Annotated in this window: 16 protein-coding genes; 8 read left to right on the top strand and 8 right to left on the bottom strand. The window is 70.6% G+C overall.

The window, feature by feature from the left end:
- Positions 1-13 precede the first annotated feature (13 nt).
- On the bottom strand, positions 14-2542 hold the full coding sequence (locus PX701_RS02775; RefSeq protein WP_231430027.1) for an ATP-dependent Clp protease ATP-binding subunit: 2529 nt from the start codon (positions 2540-2542) through the stop codon (positions 14-16).
- A 180-nt stretch (positions 2543-2722) separates the two neighbouring features.
- On the opposite strand from PX701_RS02775, the gene PX701_RS02770 reads away from it, so the two are divergent.
- Together PX701_RS02770 and PX701_RS02765 are read left to right on the top strand one after the other, a co-directional pair.
- Positions 2723-3337: a hypothetical protein gene (locus PX701_RS02770; protein WP_231430026.1), complete on the top strand. Its 615-nt coding sequence runs from the start codon at positions 2723-2725 to the stop codon at positions 3335-3337.
- Positions 3337-3570 carry a helix-turn-helix domain-containing protein gene (locus PX701_RS02765; RefSeq protein ID WP_231430025.1) on the top strand — a complete coding sequence of 78 codons (234 nt, stop codon included), beginning with the start codon at positions 3337-3339 and terminating at the stop codon, positions 3568-3570. Before PX701_RS02770 ends, PX701_RS02765 begins: the two co-directional genes overlap by 1 nt.
- Positions 3571-3638: 68 nt before the next feature.
- On the opposite strand, the gene PX701_RS02760 is transcribed toward PX701_RS02765, so the two are convergent.
- Together PX701_RS02760 and PX701_RS02755 are read right to left on the bottom strand one after the other, a co-directional pair.
- Complete coding sequence (locus tag PX701_RS02760; RefSeq protein ID WP_275505425.1) at positions 3639-7010, bottom strand: LPXTG cell wall anchor domain-containing protein; 3372 nt, start codon at positions 7008-7010, stop codon at positions 3639-3641.
- A 174-nt stretch (positions 7011-7184) separates the two neighbouring features.
- The gene (locus PX701_RS02755; protein ID WP_231430023.1) at positions 7185-7637 is read right to left on the bottom strand and encodes a hypothetical protein; all 453 of its coding nucleotides are present in this window, start codon (positions 7635-7637) and stop codon (positions 7185-7187) included.
- A 76-nt stretch (positions 7638-7713) separates the two neighbouring features.
- Here PX701_RS02755 and PX701_RS02750 point away from each other — a divergent pair, with 76 nt between their 5' ends.
- Positions 7714-8763 (top strand): pirin family protein, encoded by a 1050-nt coding sequence (locus tag PX701_RS02750; protein ID WP_231430022.1) that lies wholly within the window; start codon positions 7714-7716, stop codon positions 8761-8763.
- 60 nt (positions 8764-8823) lie between these two features.
- On the opposite strand, the gene cls is transcribed toward PX701_RS02750, so the two are convergent.
- The 3 genes from cls to PX701_RS02735 all read right to left on the bottom strand — a co-directional run bounded on the left by cls (position 8824) and on the right by PX701_RS02735 (position 11237).
- Entirely contained in the window at positions 8824-10296 is a 1473-nt protein-coding gene (gene cls / locus PX701_RS02745) for a cardiolipin synthase (RefSeq protein ID WP_231430021.1), read from the bottom strand.
- A gap of 4 nt (positions 10297-10300) precedes the next feature.
- Positions 10301-10477, bottom strand: a complete 177-nt coding sequence (locus PX701_RS02740) for a hypothetical protein (protein ID WP_231430020.1) — start codon at positions 10475-10477, stop codon at positions 10301-10303.
- A gap of 61 nt (positions 10478-10538) precedes the next feature.
- On the bottom strand, positions 10539-11237 hold the full coding sequence (locus PX701_RS02735) for a DUF1684 domain-containing protein (RefSeq protein WP_275505424.1): 699 nt from the start codon (positions 11235-11237) through the stop codon (positions 10539-10541).
- A 91-nt stretch (positions 11238-11328) separates the two neighbouring features.
- Between PX701_RS02735 and PX701_RS02730 the strand changes: the two genes are divergently transcribed.
- The 5 genes from PX701_RS02730 to PX701_RS02710 are packed head-to-tail and all read left to right on the top strand — an operon-like array spanning position 11329 to position 18515.
- Positions 11329-13980, top strand: coding sequence for an ABC transporter substrate-binding protein (locus PX701_RS02730; RefSeq protein WP_275505423.1), 2652 nt, complete (start codon positions 11329-11331; stop codon positions 13978-13980).
- Positions 13977-14969, top strand: coding sequence for an ABC transporter permease (locus PX701_RS02725; RefSeq protein WP_275505422.1), 993 nt, complete (start codon positions 13977-13979; stop codon positions 14967-14969). The genes PX701_RS02730 and PX701_RS02725 overlap by 4 nt, the downstream gene beginning before the upstream one ends.
- A complete protein-coding gene (locus tag PX701_RS02720) occupies positions 14966-15823 on the top strand; it encodes an ABC transporter permease (RefSeq protein ID WP_275505421.1) in 858 nt (285 codons plus the stop codon). The genes PX701_RS02725 and PX701_RS02720 overlap by 4 nt, the downstream gene beginning before the upstream one ends.
- The gene (locus tag PX701_RS02715) at positions 15820-17412 is read left to right on the top strand and encodes an ATP-binding cassette domain-containing protein (RefSeq protein WP_275505420.1); all 1593 of its coding nucleotides are present in this window, start codon (positions 15820-15822) and stop codon (positions 17410-17412) included. Before PX701_RS02720 ends, PX701_RS02715 begins: the two co-directional genes overlap by 4 nt.
- Positions 17409-18515, top strand: a complete 1107-nt coding sequence (locus PX701_RS02710; protein WP_275505419.1) for a peptidase C39 family protein — start codon at positions 17409-17411, stop codon at positions 18513-18515. The genes PX701_RS02715 and PX701_RS02710 overlap by 4 nt, the downstream gene beginning before the upstream one ends.
- A 57-nt stretch (positions 18516-18572) precedes the next feature.
- Here PX701_RS02710 and PX701_RS02705 read toward each other — a convergent pair whose 3' ends face one another.
- Both PX701_RS02705 and lysS read right to left on the bottom strand, forming a co-directional pair.
- Entirely contained in the window at positions 18573-18722 is a 150-nt protein-coding gene (locus PX701_RS02705; protein WP_231430013.1) for a hypothetical protein, read from the bottom strand.
- Between the two features lie 35 nt (positions 18723-18757).
- On the bottom strand, positions 18758-20275 hold the full coding sequence (lysS, locus tag PX701_RS02700; protein WP_231430012.1) for a lysine--tRNA ligase: 1518 nt from the start codon (positions 20273-20275) through the stop codon (positions 18758-18760).
- Between the last annotated feature and the right edge of the window lie 62 nt (positions 20276-20337).

The raw sequence follows: 20337 nt of genomic DNA, 5'->3' as shown, positions 1-20337 counted from the left end.
CGTATCGTGTGCGCTACTCGCCCGATGCGGCCGCGAGGTCGGGCGTGGCCGTGCCGGTGCCGAGGGCGGCGTTCGCGTTCACGCCGACGTTCGCCGGCAGCGCCCGCTGCGACGTCGTGAAGACGAACTCGCCGTTCTGGAAGTCGACGTGCACGTGGTCGCCCGCGTTGAGCTCGCCGTGCAGGATCTTCTCGCTCAGCCGGTCTTCGACCTCGCGCTGCACGGCACGGCGCAGCGGGCGGGCGCCGAGCGCCGGGTCGAACCCGACCTCGATGAGCCGCTCCTTCGCCGCCTGCGTGAGCTCGATCGTCATGTCACGGTCGAGCAGGCGCTCGCTGAGGCGCTTGAGGAAGAGGTCGACGATCTGCAGCAGCTCGGGCTTCGAGAGCTGCGGGAACACGATGATCTCATCGACGCGGTTGAGGAACTCGGGCTTGAAGTGCTTCTTGAGCTCTTCGTTGACCTTGCCGCGCATGAGGTCGTACCCGGTGCGGGTGTCGCCCTCGAGCTGGAAGCCGACCGGCCCGCCCGAGATGTCCTTCGTGCCGAGGTTCGTCGTCATGATGATGACGGTGTTCTTGAAGTCGACGACGCGACCCTGACCGTCGGTCAGACGACCCTCCTCGAGGATCTGCAGGAGCGAGTTGAAGATGTCGGGGTGCGCCTTCTCGATCTCGTCGAAGAGCACGACGCTGAACGGCTTGCGGCGGACCTTCTCGGTGAGCTGGCCGCCCTCCTCGAAGCCGACGAACCCGGGAGGGGCGCCGAAGAGCCGCGAGACGGTGTGCTTCTCGCCGTACTCCGACATGTCGAGCGAGATCATCGCGGCCTCGTCGTCGAAGAGGAACTCGGCGAGCGCCTTCGCGAGCTCGGTCTTGCCGACGCCCGTGGGGCCGGCGAAGATGAACGAGCCCGAGGGGCGCTTCGGGTCCTTCAGGCCCGCACGGGTGCGCCGGATCGTCTTCGAGAGGGCGGAGATCGCCTCCTCCTGGCCGATGACGCGCTCGTGCAGCGCCTTCTCCATGAAGACGAGCCGGCTCGACTCCTCTTCGGTGAGCTTGAAGACGGGGATGCCGGTGGCCTGGGCGAGCACCTCGGCGATCAGGCCCTCGTCGACGACCGCGGTGGTCTTGACGTCGCCCGACTTCCACTGCTTCTCGAGGCGCAGACGCTCGCCGAGCAGGTTCTTCTCCTCGTCGCGCAGCGACGCGGCCTTCTCGAAGTCCTGCTCCTCGATCGCCGTCTCCTTCGCGGCGCGGACCACGGCGATCTTCTCGTCGAACTCGCGCAGCTCGGGCGGCGACGACAGGATCGACAGGCGCAGGCGCGCGCCGGCCTCGTCGATCAGGTCGATCGCCTTGTCGGGCAGGAAGCGGTCGCTGATGTAGCGGTCGGCGAGGTTCGCCGCGGCGACGATGGCGCCGTCGGTGATCGACACCTTGTGGTGCGCCTCGTAGCGGTCGCGCAGGCCCTTGAGGATGTTGATCGCGTGGGGCAGGCTCGGCTCGGCGACCTGGATCGGCTGGAACCGGCGCTCGAGCGCGGCGTCCTTCTCGAAGTGCTTGCGGTACTCGTCGAGCGTGGTCGCACCGATCGTCTGCAGCTCGCCGCGGGCGAGCAGCGGCTTCAGGATCGACGCGGCGTCGATCGCGCCCTCGGCGGCGCCGGCACCCACGAGGGTGTGGATCTCGTCGATGAAGACGATGATGTCGCCGCGAGTGCGGATCTCTTTGGTGACCTTCTTCAGGCGCTCTTCGAAGTCGCCGCGGTAGCGGGAACCGGCGATGAGCGAGCCGAGGTCGAGCGAGTAGAGCTGCTTGTCCTTCAGCGTCTCGGGCACCTCGCCCTTGACGATCGCCTGCGCGAGGCCCTCGACGACGGCGGTCTTGCCGACGCCGGGCTCGCCGATGAGCACGGGGTTGTTCTTGGAGCGGCGCGAGAGGATCTGCATGACCCGCTCGATCTCCTTCTCACGGCCGATCACCGGGTCGAGCTTCGACTCGCGAGCGGCCTGCGTGAGGTTGCGGCCGAACTGGTCGAGGATCTGCGAGCCGCCCTGCGGGGTCTGCTGCTCGTTCGCGCCGACCTGCACCTGTTCCTTGCCCTGGTAGCCCGAGAGCAGCTGGATGACCTGCTGGCGCACGCGGTTGAGGTCGGCGCCGAGCTTGACGAGCACCTGGGCGGCGACGCCCTCGCCCTCGCGGATCAGGCCGAGGAGGATGTGCTCGGTGCCGATGTAGTTGTGGCCCAGCTGCAGCGCCTCGCGGAGCGAGAGCTCGAGCACCTTCTTGGCGCGCGGCGTGAACGGGATGTGCCCCGTCGGCTGCTGCTGGCCCTGGCCGATGATGTCCTGCACCTGCTCGCGCACCGCGTCGAGCGAGATGCCGAGCGATTCGAGCGCCTTGGCGGCGACGCCTTCACCCTCATGGATGAGCCCGAGCAGGATGTGCTCGGTGCCGATGTAGTTGTGGTTGAGCATCTTGGCCTCTTCTTGGGCCAGGACGACGACACGACGGGCTCGGTCGGTGAATCTCTCGAACATGCTCTACTCCTCACGGCCCCACTGGGCAGGGGACGTCGTTACATCGAGCGTAAACACTCGGGATGCCTCGTGGGCCGGTGTTCGCCGTGGGCGCATCGCGATGCAGTGGTTGACGCGAGACCGCGGATGGGTCATTGTTATCGATATTCGATGTTAATGATTTTCGATATGGAGCTGCGAATGTCCCTCATCGCCGACACCCGACTCAGCCGGAGCGACCAGGCCGGCATGTTCCTGACCATCGCCATCGCGGCGGTGGCGATCGTCACCACCGTGTGGCAGGCGGTCGCGCGCCTCGTCGAAGTGGTGCCCGGCCGCGACGTCCCCGTCCTCGTCCCGTTCATCGGCGAGGCGGCGACACTGCCCATCGGCCCCGACGGCGCCCCGATCGAGGTCGACGTCGAACAGGCGGTCGTGACGGTGCCGCAACCGGCCGCCGCGACGCAGTTCGCCCTCGTCGCCGAGCCGATCGTCGTCGCGCTCGCGGTCACCGCCGGGGTCGTGCTGCTCGCCCTGCTCTGCTGGAACCTCGCCAGGGGGCGGGCGTTCACGCGCGCGAACACGCGCATCATCTGGTGGGGCTCGGCCGCGATCACGGCCGGATGGGTGCTCGGGTCGCTCTTCCAGACCATGTCGGTGAACGGGGCCCTCTCGGCCGTCAGCGAGTACACCTACGACGGCATCACCTTCTCGATCAGCTGGGTGCCGTTCTTCGCGGTGCTCGTGCTCGCCGTCGTCGGGGCCGCATTCCAGGTCGGCGAGCGGCTGCAGCGCGACGCCGAGGGCCTCGTCTGATGGCCCCCGCCGAACCCGACGAGGCCTCCGACGTGCACTGCCGGCTCGATGAGCTGCTCGAGGCGAGGGGCATGACGCTGACGAGGCTCAGCGAGCTCGTCGGGGTCTCGATCGTGAACCTCAGCGTGCTGAAGAACGATCGCGCCAGAGCCATCCGGTTCTCGACGCTGCAGGCGATCTGCGAAGCGCTCGAGTGCGAGGTCGGCGACCTGCTGGTCGTGCGCCCGCGCTGAACGACGACGGGCCGCCGGGCCAGGAAATCAGATCCTGCCCCGACGGCCCGTCGATCGGTCGCCCGGCGTTACGCCTTCACCGTACGGCGGCGGCGCATGAAGAGCAGCAGGCCACCCGCGGCGATCACCGCGAGGCCGACCCAGCCGGCCGTCAGGCTCGCGCCCGTCGACGGCAGCGGCGGCTGCTCGGGCGTGACCGGCGCGCAGTCCTCGCTCGACGCCGAACCGTTCCAGAACTCGATCGTCGCCGAGTTCAGCGTGCCGCTGCCCTCGTCGCTCGAGCCGACCGCGCAGTCGGCCTGGTCGGAGGTCACATCCGACGCGACGTCGGCGGTCACCTCGACGGCGTAGACGTGCTCACCGCCGGCCGGCAGCACCGCGGTCGTGACCGCGATGTCGTCGATGCCATCCCAGTCCGGGTTGATCTCGATGCCCTCGGGGCCCGTGATCTCGGCCGAGATCGGCGTGATGCCGTCGCCGAACTTCAGCTCGTCGGTGAGGTCGTACGACTCGTCCGTCGCCGACAGGCTCGTCACGGTGATCGTGTACGAGACATCCCACGTGCCGTCGCCGTTGTCGACGGCCGGGCCGTCGACGGTCTTGGCGATGTCGAGCGGGCCGCGTGCGACGTTCTCGATGTCGCAGGCGATCAGGTCGCCCGGCTGCACCGTGAAGTCGCTCGCGTCGATCGGCGACGGGCCGGCCTCGCCGACCGGGTCGACCGTGCACACGAGGTCGCCCGCGACCCAGCCCTCGCCCGGGTCGGCCTCGGCGAGCGAGAAGCGGCCGCCGGGCAGGACGCCCTCGAACACCGCGGTGCCCTCGCCGCCCTCGGTCGTGACGCTCTCGACGACGGGGTCGCCGGCAGGCGCGCCCTCGGCGTCGAGCGGGGTCAGCTCGAAGTCGAAGGTGCCGTCGCCGCCGACGGCGGACTTCGTGACCTCGATCTGGCCGGGCACGGCCTCGTTCGTCAGCGCGCATTCGATCTCGGTGTCGATCTCAGCGGTGAACTGGAAGCCGGGTGCGTCGCCGTTGCCGTCCTCGAGCGCGCCCTCGGCACCGGTGCAGGTGATGGCGCCCATGTTCCAGCCGTCGACCGAGGTCTCGAAGACCGTGTAGTCGTCGCCGGGCACGAGATCGGTCCACGTGACGCTGTCGGAGCCGTTTCCGGCGCCGCTCACCGTCTGGGTGCCGGGCTGCTCGCCGGGGACCGGCGAGATCGTGAGGTCGAACGCCCACTCGAAGCCGTCGGCGACGCCCTCGACGCTCTTGGTCACGGTGACCGAGCCCGGGAGCGCCTCGTTCGTGAACACGCAGGTCACGACGGCGCCGGGCTCGAGGACGACGGCCGTCGACGTGCCCTCGGGCGTGCCGCAGCTGATCGAGTCGAGCTCCCAGCCGTCAGGCAGCGTCTCGGCGACCGTGTAGTCGCCGGGCACGATGAGTCCCGAGCTCCACGGGTTCGCCTCGTCGTCGGTGGCGTCGTTGAGCGTGAACTGCTCGTCGGTGCCTTCACCGGTCAGCGAGAAGTCGAAGTCCTGGTCCCACTCACCGGGGATGGTCTCCTTGTCGACGCGGATCTCGCCGCGCTGCGTGTTCGTGTAGGTGCACTCGACGCGCTCACCCGGGTCGACATCGAGCACCGCCGAGAAGTCGGCGAGGTCGACGATCGTGCCCTGGTCGGGGTCGACGCAGACGAGGTTCGTCGTGTCGTAGCCCTCGAGCGCGGTCTCGGCGAGGTCGTAGCTGCCGGGCTCGACCGAGTAGAGCTCGCTGTCGCCCGATCCGTCGGTCGCGTCGATCGTGAACGTCGACGGGTCCTCCAGCCAGCTGCCGGTGTACTCGAAGACGGCGCCCTCGGTGCCGTCGACGACCTTGTGCACCTGGATCTCGCCGTTCTGCGTGTTCGTGAAGACGCAGTGGGTGCCCTCGCCCGCGACGGTGGTCACGGTCTCGCCGTCGGCGATATCCGTTCCCTCCGGCGAGCAGGTGACGTCGGTGAGGTTCCAGCCCTCGGGCACGGTCTCGGTCACGGGCACCTCGCTGCCGGGCGCGAAGTAGACCGGCGCGCTCGTCTGGCCGTCGGTCAGCTGCACGGCAGTGCCGTCGACGTCGAAGTCGAACGTCTGGGCCGAGGCGTCGGGCAGCGTCTGCTTCTCGACGGTGACCCACGAGGTCGTGTTCACGATCGTGCAGGCGGTCACGTTGCCCTCTTCGACCGGGAACACGTCGTCGGGTGAGGTGAGCTCGATGATGCGGTCGTCGATCTGGCAGCTCATCGACAGCAGCTCCCACGGCACGCCGTCGGGGATGACCTCGCCGAGCGTGTAGTCCTCGCCCGCGAAGACGTCGGGCCACACGTCGGTCTCGCCGATGCGCAGCGTCTCGTCGATCGCCGTCTGGTCGGGGTAGATGTCGCCCCCGCCCGCGCGCTCCACCGTGTAGGCGAAGTCGACGGTCGAGGTGATGCCCTGCGGGTCGGAGAGCTTCGTGACGCTCAGGGCACCGCAGTTCGTGATCACGAGCGGGTTCTGCGGCTGGAAGAAGTCGATGATCTCGGCGGTCGCCGAGTTGCCGGTGCGCGTGAACCCGATGCCGGTCGCGAAGCCCTCGCACGACTCCTCGTCGAAGAGGCCGACGCTCGAGAGGTCCACGGCGATCTCGCCGAACGTTCCCGCCTCGCCGGGCAGCGGCCCGGGGCCCTCCATGCGCGCTCCGACCGCCGCCTCGAACACGAGGGTCTGCTGGATCGGCACCCAGAGGCCCGGTCCGTCGGGGTCGGTGCAGTCGCCGTCGGCCGCGACCCAGCGCAGCGCTCCGGCGGTGGTCGTGTTGTTCGCCGAGTCGTAGTTGAACTCCACCGCGAAGTCGTCGCAGCGGCCGGCCTCTGGGCCCTCGAACGTCTGGAAGGTGCTCATGTCGCCCGAGCCGTCCAGGCGCGTCCAGTACATGTAGAGCACGACGTGCTCGTCGCCCTGGTCATCGGTGACGACCTCGTACGCCGCACCGCCGGTGCAGGCGTCGTCCTTGGCGTTGACGTTGGCCGGGGCCGGGGCCCACGGGTTGTCGTTCTGCTTCTGCGACCCGGGCGAGCCCGTCTGGTCGACGCCGGTACACGCGATGTCGGAGGCGCCGTTGTCCCATCCGCGCGTCGCGTAGACGATACCGGTCGACGAGAATCCCTGGTCGGTCGTGTACGGGGCCGACCCGAGGAAGTCCGACGTCCCCTCCGCGGGGAGCGGCGCCAGAATGCTGTCCCAGTCGGTGTCTCCGGGATCCGAGCCCTCCAGCGTCATGTTGCCGTCGATCTCGAACCCGGTCTGGAGACCACCGGGTTCGAGCGTGGCCGCCGACGCCGGTGCGGCGAGCAAGGCGGGAGTCAGGAGTGCGCCGAACAATGCGGCGATGGCGGCAGCAGCCGTCAGTTTGCTTCTGGGCACGAAGAACGTCCTCACGTGTCGGGTTGCCGTCCCGGGTGAACGGCGCACGTGATCGCAACGCTAGTGCGGCAGGACCCCTCACTTCAGGGTTCGATGCCGAACGTCTTACCCCAGTTCAGGGGTGATTTCCGATTCGGGGTACGAGGGTTCCGCGAACCGGGGTGCAGTACGCGGCTACTTGATCGGAACCGTGATCTCGGTGTCCTGCACCTCGACGACGAGCGGCTTCGTCGTCGTCACGTCCATCGGGGTCCAGAAGACGGTCGTGTGCGGCACGAGGTCCATGGTGCACATCTGGTTCTCGGGGTACTGCTTCATCTCGATCGCGACCCGGTTGCCCGTGGCGGCCGGTTCGACGACGCTGATGCGCTCGCCCACCGGCGGGCACGTCGAACTGCCCCACAGCGTGACCGAGAGCTGGCCGCCCTCGCCGACCCAGCCGGCCTGCGGCTCACCCGTGCCGTCGCCGCCCTCTTCACCGCTCGCCTCGCCCTCGTGATCGGACACGGGGGCACCCGAGTAGTTCTCGGCGGGCGTCTTCGGCGGCGCGCACGCCGCGAGCAGGAACACGGAAGCCAGGGCCGCGGCAGCGAGGCCGGCACGACGAAGACGCACGGAGGTAGCCATGCGGCAATGCTATCCGGTCGACCGCCGCTGATTCAGCCCGCCCGGCCGCGTCGTCGGCGCGGATTAGGCTGGCGCCATGAGCAATCTCGAGAAGGATCCGCTCGAACTGCTCTGCCCGCCCGAGGGGCGGCAGGGCCCGGCCGTGCAGGTCCTCGAACCCCGCGACGTGCCGCTCGGCGGCCCGCGGGCCATGAACGTGCGGCGCACGCTGCCGCAGCGCGGCCGCACGACGATCGGCGCCTGGTGCTTCGCCGACCACTACGGCCCCGACGACGTCGCCGTCTCCGGCGGCATGGTCGTGCCCCCGCACCCGCACACCGGGCTGCAGACCGTGAGCTGGCTGTTCGAGGGCGAGATCGAGCACCGCGACTCAACCGGCAGCCGAGAGCTCGTGCGGCCCGGGCAGGTGAACCTCATGACCGCCGGCCGCGGCATCTCGCACTCCGAGGTCTCGACGGCGACGACCGCACGACTTCACGGCGTGCAGCTCTGGGTCGCCCTGCCCGACGCCTCCCGTCACACGGCGCCGTTCTTCGAGCACGCCGAGGTCGAGGCGCACGAGGTCGACGACGCCGTCGTCCGGGTGTTCGCCGGCTCCCTCCCCTCGATCGGCGACGATGCCGGCGTGACGCTGTTCAGCCCGATCGTCGGCGCCCAGATCGACATCGCGGCCGGCGGCGAGGCGTGGATCGAGCTCGACCCGGCGTTCGAGCACGGCGTGCTCGTCGACGTCGGCCCCGTGCACGTCACGATCGCGCCGACCGACGACGAGGTCGACGAGACGCGCGCCGACGCCGACGGGCTCGCCGTCGCGGGCCACTCGGCGGTGCTCGACCGGAGCGAGCTCGGCTACCTGCCCGTCGGGCACGAGGGGGTTCGCCTCCGCGCCGACCACGGCCCGGTGCGGGTCGTGCTGCTCGGGGGCGTGCCGTTCGGCGAGGAGCTCGTGATGTGGTGGAACTTCATCGGCCGCGACCACGACGAGATCGTCGAGTACCGCCGCCAGTGGCAGGCCGAGGTGATCGGCCGCGACAACCCCGACGGGCGCTTCGGCCACGTCGACTACGAGGGAGCCCCGCTGCCGGCACCCGACCTGCCGACGGTCAGGCTGAAGCCGCGGTCCTGAACCTCCCGATCGTGGATGCCTCGCCGTGGGCGTCCCTCCGAGGCATCCGACCGCTGCCGGCTATTGCAGGGCGGAGGTCAGCCTGGCGAGGTTGTCGAGCACCGTCGAACGCAGCGGTTGCTGCAGCCATTCGTCGAGCGTGAGCTCGCGGCTGTCGTGCCGATAGCCGTCTTCGACCGCGCGCATCTCGCGCACGAACGAGGCGCCCCGCACGAGCAGCGACACCTCCATGTTGAGCTCGAACGACCGGATGTCCATGTTGCTCGACCCGATGACCGCGACGTCGTCGTCGATCGTGAAGTGCTTCGCGTGCAGGATGTACGGCGCCTTGTACATGTAGATCTTGACGCCGGCGCGCAGCAGCGCCTCGTAGTACGAGCGCTGCGCGTGGTACACGAGCGCCTGGTCGCCGATCTCTGAGACGAAGAGCTCGACGTGCACGCCCCGCTGCGTGGCGCCGCTGATGGCGTAGAGCATCGACTCGTCCGGCACGAAGTACGGGCTCGTGATGATGAGCTTCTCCTTCGCCGCGTAGAGCAGCGCGAGGAAGAGCTTGAGGTTGTTCTCGCTGCGGAAGCCGGGGCCGCTCGGCACGACCTGGCAGTCGAGGTCCTGCGCCTCGCCCGGCTGCTCGAGCGCGTCGGTGAGGTCGCGAGCGGGCTCCTCCCCCGTCTCGAGGTACCAGTCGGTCGCGAAGATCGCGTCGAGGCCCGCGACGATGGGGCCCTCGACCCGGGTGACGAGCTCCTTCCACTTGAGCCCGCGGCGCCGGTTGCTGCGCTTGTTGTAGCTGCGGTCGATGATGTTCTGCGATCCCATGAAGCCGACGTCGCCGTCGACGACCAGGATCTTGCGGTGATTGCGCAGGTCGGGCCGCTGGTACTTGCCCTTGAACGGCTGCACCGGCAGCATGAGCTGCCAGCGCACGCCCATGCGGTCGAGGCGCTTCAACGTCCTGCGGTAGCCGGCGACCCTGGCCGAGGCGACGTGGTCGAGCAGGACCTTGACGTCGACGCCGCGGGCGACCGCGTCGCCGAGCGCGTCGAAGAACGGCGCCGTCGTCGCGTCGAGCGCGAAGATGTAGAACTCGACGTGCACGAACCGCCTCGCGCTCCGGATCGCCGCCGTCATCGCGTCGAGCGAGCCCTGGTAGTCGCCGATGAGGCTCGCGCTGTTCTGCCCGATGAGCGGCATCGAGCCGAGGTTGCGGTTGAGCCGCACGACCCCTTCGAACCAGCTCGGCCAGGCACGCGAGTCGCTCACCCGCTCGACGCCGTGCGTCGACTCCCGGATGTACCGGTCGACCTCCGCCTGCTTCTCACGACGATGCTTGGGCAGCTTCGGGTTGCCGATGAGCACGAAGAACAGCACCCCGAGGAACGGGATGAAGAAGATCGCGAGCAGCCACGCCATGCCCGCCGTCGGGCGGCGGTTTCGCGGCACCACGATGACCGCGATCACGCGCACGACCAGGTCGACGATGAGCAGGACCACCGTGATGACGAGGGTCGTCTGCTCGACGCCGGAGCCCATGCCGTCAGGCGGCCGGGTGCTCGCGGGCGATCTTGGCGCGCTCCTCGGCTTCGATCCGCGCGTACGCCTTGCGCTCGTTGCGATCGGCGCGGATGACCGCGCGCATCACGAACCAGAAGATGAGGCCGATGAGCACGGTCGGCGCGAGCGACCAGATCGCGTTCGCCCAGAAGTCGTTCATAGTGCGTACAGGATATCCGGCTTCCCTGCGAGTTCCACCGTCGCGGCCGGCACTCGGGTGCTCATCGGACGATCCGCTCGCCGGCGCGGATCGGTACGGGCCAGCGATTGCCGGGCACGGGCATCACGCAGACGTAGTGGTCGGAGAACGCGCACGGCGGCAGGGTGGCGCGATTGAAGTCCACGACGACCGTTCCGCCGGCCGACGCGGGGAAGCGGATGAATCGGAACGGGTGGCTCTCGCGCCCGGCCGTCGCGTCGGCGAAGGCGGCGGAGAACCAGCCGTCGTCCTCCTGCACCGTCAGCGAGAACGCCTCGCCCGCCCATTCGAGGTCGACGACCGCGTCGAACGCCGACGCGGCGGCGTGGCCGTCGACCGAGATCGTCTCGGTCGTGGTCGCCGTCGGCCGCACGCGTCCCGTCAGCCGCGCCGCCTCCGTGAACGCGAACCGCTCGATCGACGAGATCCCCCTGGCGGCCGGCGCGCCGGGATCGAGGACCCTCAGTGCCGACGCCCCGTCGCGCTCGAAGGCTCGCAGAAGGAGGCCAGCGACCTCCGCCTCCTGCCCGGGGGCGAGGCGCAGTCCGTCGTCGCCGAGCACGTCGCCGCCGCTCGCATGCCAGCGGCCGGGCAGTCCGTCGAGTTCGGCCGGCTCGGCCGTGAGCCAGTGCGTCGCGGCGAGCGTCGCGATGCCCCACTCGCCCCACACTCGGGCCTCTCGCTCCTCGATCCACTCCTCGTGCGCTGCGCGCAGGTCCATGAGGCTCCCGTTCTCGATGTCGACGACGTCGCATGACGTTCGTATGCATATTGTTACGCCATCGAAACCTAGAGATCTATAGTCTCTGCCTATGGAGGATGCAGGACTCATCGAGATCGACGCCCTGACGCGGGTGCTCGACGTCCATTCGCTGCGGATCCTGGTCGCGATCGACCGGACCGGCTCGATCAGCGCGGCCGCGCGCTCGCTCGGATTCAGCCAGCCGACCATCACCCAGCACGTGCAGCGCCTCGAATCACGGCTCGGCACGCCGCTCGTCGCCCGCACCGCCCGCTCGGCGAGCCTCACCGCGATCGGCCAGCTGCTCGCGGCCCACGCGCCGCGCATCGATGCGAGCCTGACCGCGGCCGCCACCGAACTCGCGCGGGCGCTCGGGCACCGGGTGGGCACCGTGCGCATCGCCGCCCCCGCCGAGGCCGTCGTCGGCACCATCGCCCCCGCGCTCGCCCGCATCGCCGCCGACATCCCGGGGGTCGAGGTGCGCTTCGTCGAGGCCGAGGCCGATGAGGCGCTCGAACTCGTGCGATCGGGGCGCGTCGACGTCGCCGTGATCACCGGCGCCTCCGGCGAGCGCGGGCAGCGCCTCCGCCGCGACGGCCTGCGATCGACGTTCCTCTACGCCGAGGAGCTCATCGCCGCCCTCCCGTTCGACGAGCGTCCCGGTGACGGCACCCGCGTCGAGGCATCCGCGCTCACCCAGCTGCCGTGGATCTTCGGCGAGGGAACGCGTTCGGGCGTCGTGGCTGCGGCCGTGGGCCGCGCGACCGGACCCGGCGACCTCGAGGTCAGCCGCCCCGATGCCGCGCTCGCACTCGTCGCGGGGGGCTTCGGGGCGACGTTCCTGCCCGAGAGCGCGTTCGCGTCGGCCCCGCCGCCGGGTGTGCGGGCACTCGGCCTGAGCCCGGCGCTCAGTCTCCGCACCGTCGCCGTCACGCTCGCCGAGGCGAGCGAGATCCCCGCCGTCGCGGCGAGCCTGCGCATGCTCGCCGCACGTCGTCCGAGCGGCTACGAGGTCGAGGCGCTCGCCGAAGCCCGGCGCCGCTCGAACGGACATCGTGCGCGCTTCGCGCGCCCCATCGCCCTCGCACCACTCCCGAGATCGCAAGAGGAGGACTCCCCCATGTCCGCATCATCCCGTTCCCGCATCGCGCGGGCAGGCGCCGCAGCAGCCGGTGTGCTGCTGCTGGCCGCCTGCACGAGCGGCGCAGCCGAATCGAGTACCGGCACCGACACCGGCGAGGAGATCGAGCACATCAGCGTCGCGCTGCCGGGCTCGCTCTCGAACCTGTACGTCGGCCAGGAGGCCGGCATCCTGAACTACTACATCGCGTCGATCGCGCAGGAGGGCCTCGTCTCGGTCGATGCCCAGGGACGGGTGCAGCCGGGGCTCGCCGAGTCGTGGGAGCAGACCGACGACGTCACCTACGTCTACGAGCTCCGCGACGATGCGGAGTTCCAGGACGGCACGCCGGTCACCGCCGACGACGTCGTGTTCAGCCTCGAGCAGGCCCGCGACGAGACGACCTCGCCGGGCCTCGCGTACTACCTCGCCGGCGTCGACACGATCGAGAAGACCGACGAGCACGAGGTGACGATCACGCTCACCGCGCCCGACGCCGCCTTCGCCGCGAACATGAGCTCGGGCGGAGCCGCCTTCATCACCTCGCAGGCATTCTGGGAGGAGCACGGCGGCAAGGTCGGAACGGCCGACGCGCTGCTGCTCGGCACCGGACCGTACCAGGTGACCGAGTTCGTGCCCGACTCGCACGTGCAGTTCGAACGGGTCGACACCTGGTGGGGCGAGCTCCCCAAGGTGAAGTCCATCACCGTCGAGTTCATCCCCGACGAGTCGACGCGCCTGCTCGCGGCGCAGTCCGGCGACGTCGACGTCGCCTTCAACGTGCCGCTCGCGCAGGCGACGCAGTGGGAGCAGCTGCACACCATGCGGGTCGAGTACGTCAACGACCTCTCGTACGTCGGGCTCTACTTCAACACCTCGCTCGCGCCGTTCGACGACCCCAAGGTGCGCGAGGCCTTCGCGCACGCGGTCGACCGCGACGCCGTCGTCGACAAGCTGCTGCGCGGCCACGGCGAGGCCGCGACCGCGATCATGACGCCCGAGTCGCTCGGCAAGGCGTACGACGGCGACGAGGCTCGCGAGGTGCTCGCCGGCATCCCCCAGTACGACTTCGACCTCGACGCCGCGAAGGCGGCGCTCGCCGCCTCCGACCACCCCGACGGCTTCGAGGCGGAACTCCTCACGCCGTCGACCGGCCCGCAGCTCGGCACAGCCGCGCAGTCGCTCGCGGAGAACCTCTCGGCGATCGGCATCACGCTGAACGTCCGCGAGGTGCCCATCGAGGAATGGCTCGCGAGCCTCGACGCCTCGTCGAGCTACGGCGTCGGCATGATGTGGTACTTCTCGACCCTCGGCGACCCGGCCGAGGTGCCGAGCTACCTGCTCGGCGCCGGCAACCCCTCGGCGTACTCGAACCCCGAGATCGACGAGCTGCTCGCACAGGCTGGAGCGGAGTCCGACCCCGCCGCGCGCGTCGACCTGCTCGTGCAGGCCGAGACGCTGCAGGCGGAGGACATCGTGAACGTGCCGCTCTGGTGGGGCCAGTCGGCCACCGCATTCGCGAACGACCTCGGCTTCGACGACTACAGCTCGTTCGCCTTCATCTCGTCGTGGCCGACCCAGCTCTACCGCACCGCGCCGTGACCGAGTCCGCTCCCATCGCACGCGCGCCGCGACTCCGGCCCCTCGGCCGGATGCTCGCGGTGCGCGTGCTGGGCACGGCGGCGATCCTGTTCATCCTGTCGATCGTCGTGTTCTCGATGCTGCACCTGGCGCCCGGAGACCTCGTCAAGACGCTGCTCGGCACGCGCCCGGCCTCGCCCGAGGCCGTCGCAGCGATCCGAGAGCAGTACCACCTCGACGACCCGCTGCCCGTCCAGTACCTGCGCTGGCTCGGCGGCGTGCTGAGCGGCGACCTCGGGCAGTCGATCCGCCTGCAGACCTCGGTCGCCGACGCGATCGGTTCGCGACTCGGGCTCACGCTCGCCCTGTGCGGGCTGGCCTTCGCGATGGCCCTCGTCGTCGGCATCCCGCTCGGCGTGCAGAGCGCCGTGCGCGCGGGCGGCGTAATCGACCGCACGGGGACCGCGCTCGGGATCATCGGCCTCAGCGCACCCACCTTCGCGGTCGGGCTCCTGCTGCTCTACGTCTTCGCGTACTACCTGCCGATCTTCCCGGTGTACGGCGGAGGACGAGGGCCCCTCGACACGCTCTACCACCTCGTGCTGCCGGCGGTCACCCTCGCGGCGGGCCTCGGTGCGATCGTGCTGAAGCTCACCCGCACGGCGATGCTGCGCGAACTCGATGCCGACTACGTCACGTCCGCGCGTGCGCGCGGCATCCCCGAGTCGCGCACGCGCCGACTCGCCCTGCGCAACGCAGCCATCCCGATCGTCACCGGCGCGAGCCTGCTGCTCACGTTCCTCGTCGGCGGAACCGTGCTCGCCGAGACGACCTACGCGCTCCCCGGCCTCGGCACGCTGCTGCAGGATTCGGTGCTCTTCAAGGACCTCGCCGTCGTGCAGGCGCTCACGCTGCTCGTCGCGCTCGTGATCGCCGTGATCGCGCTGCTCGCCGACGTCGCCTACCTGGTGCTCGATCCGCGCGTCCGCGCGCAGGGAGGTGCCGCATGACCGCCTCGCTCGGCGCCGTCGGCGTCGGATTCCGCTCCGGCAGGCGCATGCCCGCGTCGATCGTCGTCTGCCTCGTGCTGCTCGCCCTCGTGCTGCTCGCCGTGCTGTTCGGCCCGCTGCTGTTCCCTGACGCGACCAAGCAGGACATCCTCTCGAGCCTCATGCCCGCCGGCTCGCCCGGGCACCCCCTCGGGACCGACGAGCTCGGCCGCGACATCCTCGCCCTCACCGTCGCGGGCGCGGCGTCGGCGCTCGTCGGCCCCGTGTGCGTCGCGGTCGGCTCGATGCTCCTCGGCATCCTGCTCGGCACCCTCGCCGGGTACGAGCGGGGCCCGCTCGACTTCGCGATCAGCCGGTGGACCGACCTGCTCCTCGCCCTGCCGGTGCTGCTCGCCGCGATCGTCGTCTCGGGCGTCTTCGGCGGCGGCTACTGGACGACCGTCGCGCTGCTCGTGCTGCTCTTCTCGCCGTCCGACATCCGGATCGTCCGGGCGGGCGTCCTCGAGCAGTCGGCGCGCCCGTACATCGAGGCGGCGCAGATGCTCTCGCTCTCTCGCTGGCGCGTGATGTTCCGGCACATCCTGCCGAACGTCTCCTCGCTCGTCATCACGAACGCGATGCTCAACGTCGCGTTCGCCCTCGTCGCCTTCTCGTCGCTGTCGTTCCTCGGCGTGGGCGTGCCGCCCGGCACTGCCGACTGGGGCCGCCAGCTCACCGACAGCCGGGCGATCATGTTCGACAACCCCGCGGCGGTGATCGTGCCGGCGCTCCTCATCATCGTCGTCGCGTGCGCGGTCAACCTCGTCGGCGACTGGCTCGGCCAGCGCATGACCCGCTCGGGAGGCCTCGCATGACCGGCATCGAGGTGGCGATCGACGGCATCGCCGGGCCCGCGGGGCCGATGGTCGAGGCGCTCTCCTTCGCCATCGAACCGGGAGCCTCGCTCGCGCTCATCGGCGAGTCGGGGTCGGGCAAGACGCTCACGGCGAAGAGCCTCGTCGGCCTCCTCCCGCCCGGATTCGGCGCCCGGGGCGTCTTGCGGGTCGACGGACGCGAGCACCCGCTCGCGTCGACGGATGCCTCGTGGCGACGGGTGCGCGGCCGCGAGGTCTCCCTCCTGCTGCAGGACCCGTTCACGAGTCTCTCCCCCGTGCACCGCTGCGGGCCGCAGATCGCGTGGACCCTCGAGGCGAAGGCCGGCCGGCGGCTGTCGAAGCGCGAGCTCGACGAGGCCGTGGCGACGCGCCTCGCCGAGGTCAACCTGCCGGCCCGGGTGGCACGCGCCTACCCGCACGAGCTGTCGGGCGGCATGCGGCAGCGCGTCGCGATCGCCGCCGCGATCGCGAGCAACCCGCGCCTGCTCATCGCCGACGAGCCGACGACGGCGCTCGACGCCTCGAACCAGGCCGAGATCCTCGACCTGCTCCGCGAACTGCAGCACGAGCGCGGCATGGCGATGCTCCTCATCTCGCACGACCTCGGGCTGGTCCGCGGCCGCACCGACGAGGTGCTCGTCATGCGGCACGGCGAGGTGGTCGAGCGCGGCTCCACCGCGACGGTGCTCTCGGCGCCCGAGCACGCCTACACCCGCGCGCTCATCGCCGCCGACCCGGCGCTCGCCCTCGAGGCCGACCACACGGGCGACACCGCGCCCGGCCTCGGGCACGACGACGGCGCCGACGCGGGCGGGCGTGCACCGCTCGTCGCCGCCTCGGGCGTGGTCAAGCGCTTCGGGCTGCGCACGGTGCTCGACGGCGTCGACCTCTCGATCGCCCCCGGCCAGATCGCCGGTGTCGTCGGCGAGTCCGGATCGGGGAAGTCGACCCTCGCCCGATGCATCGCCGGCCTCGAACGCGAGGACGACGGCACGATCGCCTTCGACGGCCGCCCGCTCGCACCCGGCCGCCGGTCGCGCACGCCCGAGCAGATGCAGATCGTGTTCCAGGATCCCTACTCGTCGCTCAACCCGATGATGTCGATCGGGGCGATCCTCCGCGAGGCGCTCTCCGTCGGCGGGCGCCGTCCAGACGAGGTTCCGGCGCTGCTCGAGCTCGTCGGCCTGCCGGTCGACGCGGCGGTGAAACGGCCGGCGCAGCTCTCGGGCGGCCAGCGCCAGCGGGTGGCGATCGCCCGCGCTCTGGCGCCGCGGCCGCGCCTGCTCATCTGCGACGAGTCGGTCTCGGCGCTCGACGTGCAGGTGCAGGCGCAGATCCTCGACCTGCTCGGGCGCCTGCGCGACGAGCTCGACATCGCGATCCTCTTCATCTCCCACGACCTCGCCGTCGTGCGCCGCATCGCCGACACCGTCACGGTCGTCTGGCAAGGGCGGGTCGTCGAACACGGTACCTGCGCACAGGTGCTCGACGACCCCGCCGAGGACTACACGCGGCTCTTGGTCGCGGCGGCGCACCGCGACAGCACAGGAAGGACCCCCGTCGGATGACGACCACCGCCGATCCCCTGCTCGACGACGACCTGCGATCCGCGCTCGGCGCCGAGCGCGCGGCCCGCTGGGCGTCGCCGCGGGCGCCGTACGCGCCGCGCGTCGACCTCGTGCACCGCGACGGGCGGCCGGTCGCGGCGGCGCTCACCTCGCGCCGGGGAGCGACCGCCGCGGTCAAGATCGTCGACGTCTGGTGGCGCACCGAGGCGGATGCCGCGACGGCGGCGGCCCTCGTCGACGACATCGTCGCCCGGGCGGAGGCCGCCGGCGACGCCGCAGTGAAGTGGGAGGTGCCGCTCGGACAGGACCTCCCGGCGTTCGCCTCGGAGCGCGGCTTCGCGCCCCTCGCCTCGCCGCACCCCTCGGCCCCGGGCACGCTCGGGGCGCGCGGCTACGTGCGCTGGCTCGTCGAGCTGCCGCACGCCGAGGCGCCCTACTACGCGCAGACGACGCTCTACACCTGCGGCGCGGTGAGCGGGCTGCTCGCGGCGGAGGCGGCGGGGGCCGCCGGCTTCGGCGGTGCTCGTGATGCCTCGCCGGACGACCCGCAGGGCTCGGCGCAGCTGCCCTCGGTCGCCGACCGCGACCTCGAGCTCGCATTCTGGCGACGGGCGAGCAACTTCCCGGCGATCGAGCCCGTCGGGCTCGGCGTCGTCATGCGGGAGCACCTGCCTGCCGACCGCCCGGTCGAGGTGTTCCTCGACCATGACGGGCCGGTGCTCATCGAGGCCTACGCGGGATTCGAACGCGACTTCAGGGCGGAACTGCAGGCCGAGTCGCTGCGCCAGGGCGAGGCGGTCGGGCTCGCGGTGCACCGTACGCGGATCGGCATCGAAGAGATCGCACGGCGCGTCGCCGGCGGCGACCTCGCCCTGCTGCTCATCGATGAAGCGCCGATGCACGGGGAGACCGGACCGCACTGGGTGCTCGCGCATGCCGCGGGCCACGGCGTGGTCGTGATCGAGGATCCCTGGATCAGCTCGGACGAGGGCGAGACGTGGGTCGACTCGCACGAACTGCCGATCGCGCACGCCGACCTCGACCGCATGGTGGCCTGGGGCGCAGCGGGCTACCGCGGCGTCGTCTTCGTCGGGCGCACCTGATGACGGCGCGGGGCGGCGCCGTGACCGACGTCGCGGCGCCGCCCCGCGCCGACCCGATCAACCCGGGGTGAGCAGTCCCCACACGCCCGAACCCACGAGGTAGAGCCCGACCGCGGCGACGACGACCCAGATCACGACGCGCGCCCTCGAGGGCGGCTCGCGATCGGGCTTCTCGCCGTTCGGCCGGTCGTCGGGTCGGTCGTTCATGCGAGGCATCCGTTCAGAGGGGGCGGGGGTACGTGCTACTTGACGAGCGGGAAGAGGATCGTCTCGCGGATGCCGAGCCCGGTGACGGCCATGAGCAGCCGGTCGATGCCCATGCCCATGCCGCCCGACGGCGGCATGCCGAACTCGAGCGCCCGCAGGAACTCCTCGTCGAGGCGCATCGCCTCGGGGTCGCCGCCGGCGGCGAGCTTGGCCTGGGCCACGAAGCGGTCGCGCTGGATGACCGGGTCGACGAGCTCGGAGTACCCCGTCGCGAGCTCGAAGCCGCGGATGTAGAGGTCCCACTTCTCGACGACGCCCGCGATGTCGCGGTGGCCGCGCACGAGCGGCGACGTGTCCTCGGGGAAGTCCATGACGAAGGTCGGCCGCTCGAGGCCGCCCTTGATGTGGTGCTCCCAGAGCTCTTCGACGTACTTGCCGGGGATCGGGTGGTCGATCTCGATGCCGGCCTCGTCGGCGAGCTCCTTCAGGCGCGACATCGGCGTCTCGGGCGTGATCTCCTCGCCGACCGCCTGCGAGAGCGAGCCGTACATCGAGATGCGGTCCCAGTCGCCGCCGAGGTCGTACTCGGTGCCGTCGGCCCAGGTCACGACGTGCGAGCCCGACACTGCGGCTGCGGCGTCCTGGATCAGCTTCTGGGTGAGGTCGGCGATCGTGTTGTAGTCGCCGTACGCCTCGTAGGCCTCGAGCATCGCGAACTCGGGCGAGTGCGTCGAGTCGGCGCCCTCGTTGCGGAAGTTGCGGTTGATCTCGTACACCCGCTCGATGCCGCCGACGACGGCGCGCTTGAGGTACAGCTCGGGCGCGATGCGCAGGTACAGTTCGGTGTCGAACGCGTTCGAGTGCGTGACGAACGGACGGGCGGAGGCGCCGCCGTGCATGACCTGCAGCATCGGGGTCTCGACCTCGATGAAGCCGAGGCTCGTGAAGGTCTGCCGCAGACTCGCGTTCACCTTCGCCCGGTCGATCACGTTGCGGCGGGCCTGCTCGCGGGCGATGAGGTCGAGGTAGCGCGAGCGCACCCGCGTCTCTTCGTTGAGCTCGTTGTGCAGGTTCGGCAGCGGCAGGATCGCCTTCGCCGCGATGCGCCACTCCTTCACCATGATCGAGAGCTCGCCGCGGCGGCTCGTGATGACCTCGCCAGAGACGAACACGTGGTCGCCGAGGTCGACGAGCTCCTTCCACGCGGCGAGCGACTCCTCGCCGACCTCGCCGAGCGAGACCATCGCCTGGATGCGGCTGCCGTCGCCCGACTGCAGGGCGGCGAAGCAGAGCTTGCCGGTGTTGCGCAGGTGCACGACGCGACCTGCGAGCCCGACCGTCTCACCCGACGCCTCGTCGACGCCGAGGCCGACGAAGCGGTCGCGCACCTCGGGGATGGTCGCCGTGATCGGCAGGCGCACCGGGTAGGCCCCGCCGCCGAGACCGGATGCCTCGGCGATGAGCCGCTCGCGCTTGGCGAGCCGCACGGCCTTCTGCTCACTGATCTCGTCGGCAGTGGGTTCGGCGGTCTGGTTCGGCGTCTCGTCGGCCATCGTTCTCTCTCGTCGCGCGGGCAGTGCCTGCCGCAGCAGGATCCGGGTGCGTGCTCAAGCCT

It is taken from the genome of Agromyces chromiiresistens (assembly GCF_029167465.1).
GTDB classification, from domain to species: domain Bacteria; phylum Actinomycetota; class Actinomycetes; order Actinomycetales; family Microbacteriaceae; genus Agromyces; species Agromyces chromiiresistens.
The sequence above is the reverse complement of the archived record's forward strand: the minus strand, read 5'-3'. Positions and strand labels throughout refer to the sequence as shown.

What these genes read in the sequence shown, in the direction of transcription:
- PX701_RS02775 (WP_231430027.1), bottom strand. Translation starts at nt 2,542, where the DNA reads ATGTTCGAGAGATTCACCGACCGAGCCCGTCGTGTCGTCGTCCTGGCC.
- PX701_RS02770 (WP_231430026.1), top strand. Translation starts at nt 2,723, where the DNA reads ATGTCCCTCATCGCCGACACCCGACTCAGCCGGAGCGACCAGGCCGGC.
- PX701_RS02765 (WP_231430025.1), top strand. Translation starts at nt 3,337, where the DNA reads ATGGCCCCCGCCGAACCCGACGAGGCCTCCGACGTGCACTGCCGGCTC.
- PX701_RS02755 (WP_231430023.1), bottom strand. Translation starts at nt 7,637, where the DNA reads ATGGCTACCTCCGTGCGTCTTCGTCGTGCCGGCCTCGCTGCCGCGGCC.
- PX701_RS02750 (WP_231430022.1), top strand. Translation starts at nt 7,714, where the DNA reads ATGAGCAATCTCGAGAAGGATCCGCTCGAACTGCTCTGCCCGCCCGAG.
- cls (WP_231430021.1), bottom strand. Translation starts at nt 10,296, where the DNA reads ATGGGCTCCGGCGTCGAGCAGACGACCCTCGTCATCACGGTGGTCCTG.
- PX701_RS02740 (WP_231430020.1), bottom strand. Translation starts at nt 10,477, where the DNA reads ATGAACGACTTCTGGGCGAACGCGATCTGGTCGCTCGCGCCGACCGTG.
- PX701_RS02735 (WP_275505424.1), bottom strand. Translation starts at nt 11,237, where the DNA reads ATGGACCTGCGCGCAGCGCACGAGGAGTGGATCGAGGAGCGAGAGGCC.
- PX701_RS02730 (WP_275505423.1), top strand. Translation starts at nt 11,329, where the DNA reads ATGGAGGATGCAGGACTCATCGAGATCGACGCCCTGACGCGGGTGCTC.
- PX701_RS02720 (WP_275505421.1), top strand. Translation starts at nt 14,966, where the DNA reads ATGACCGCCTCGCTCGGCGCCGTCGGCGTCGGATTCCGCTCCGGCAGG.
- PX701_RS02715 (WP_275505420.1), top strand. Translation starts at nt 15,820, where the DNA reads ATGACCGGCATCGAGGTGGCGATCGACGGCATCGCCGGGCCCGCGGGG.
- PX701_RS02710 (WP_275505419.1), top strand. Translation starts at nt 17,409, where the DNA reads ATGACGACCACCGCCGATCCCCTGCTCGACGACGACCTGCGATCCGCG.
- PX701_RS02705 (WP_231430013.1), bottom strand. Translation starts at nt 18,722, where the DNA reads ATGAACGACCGACCCGACGACCGGCCGAACGGCGAGAAGCCCGATCGC.
- lysS (WP_231430012.1), bottom strand. Translation starts at nt 20,275, where the DNA reads ATGGCCGACGAGACGCCGAACCAGACCGCCGAACCCACTGCCGACGAG.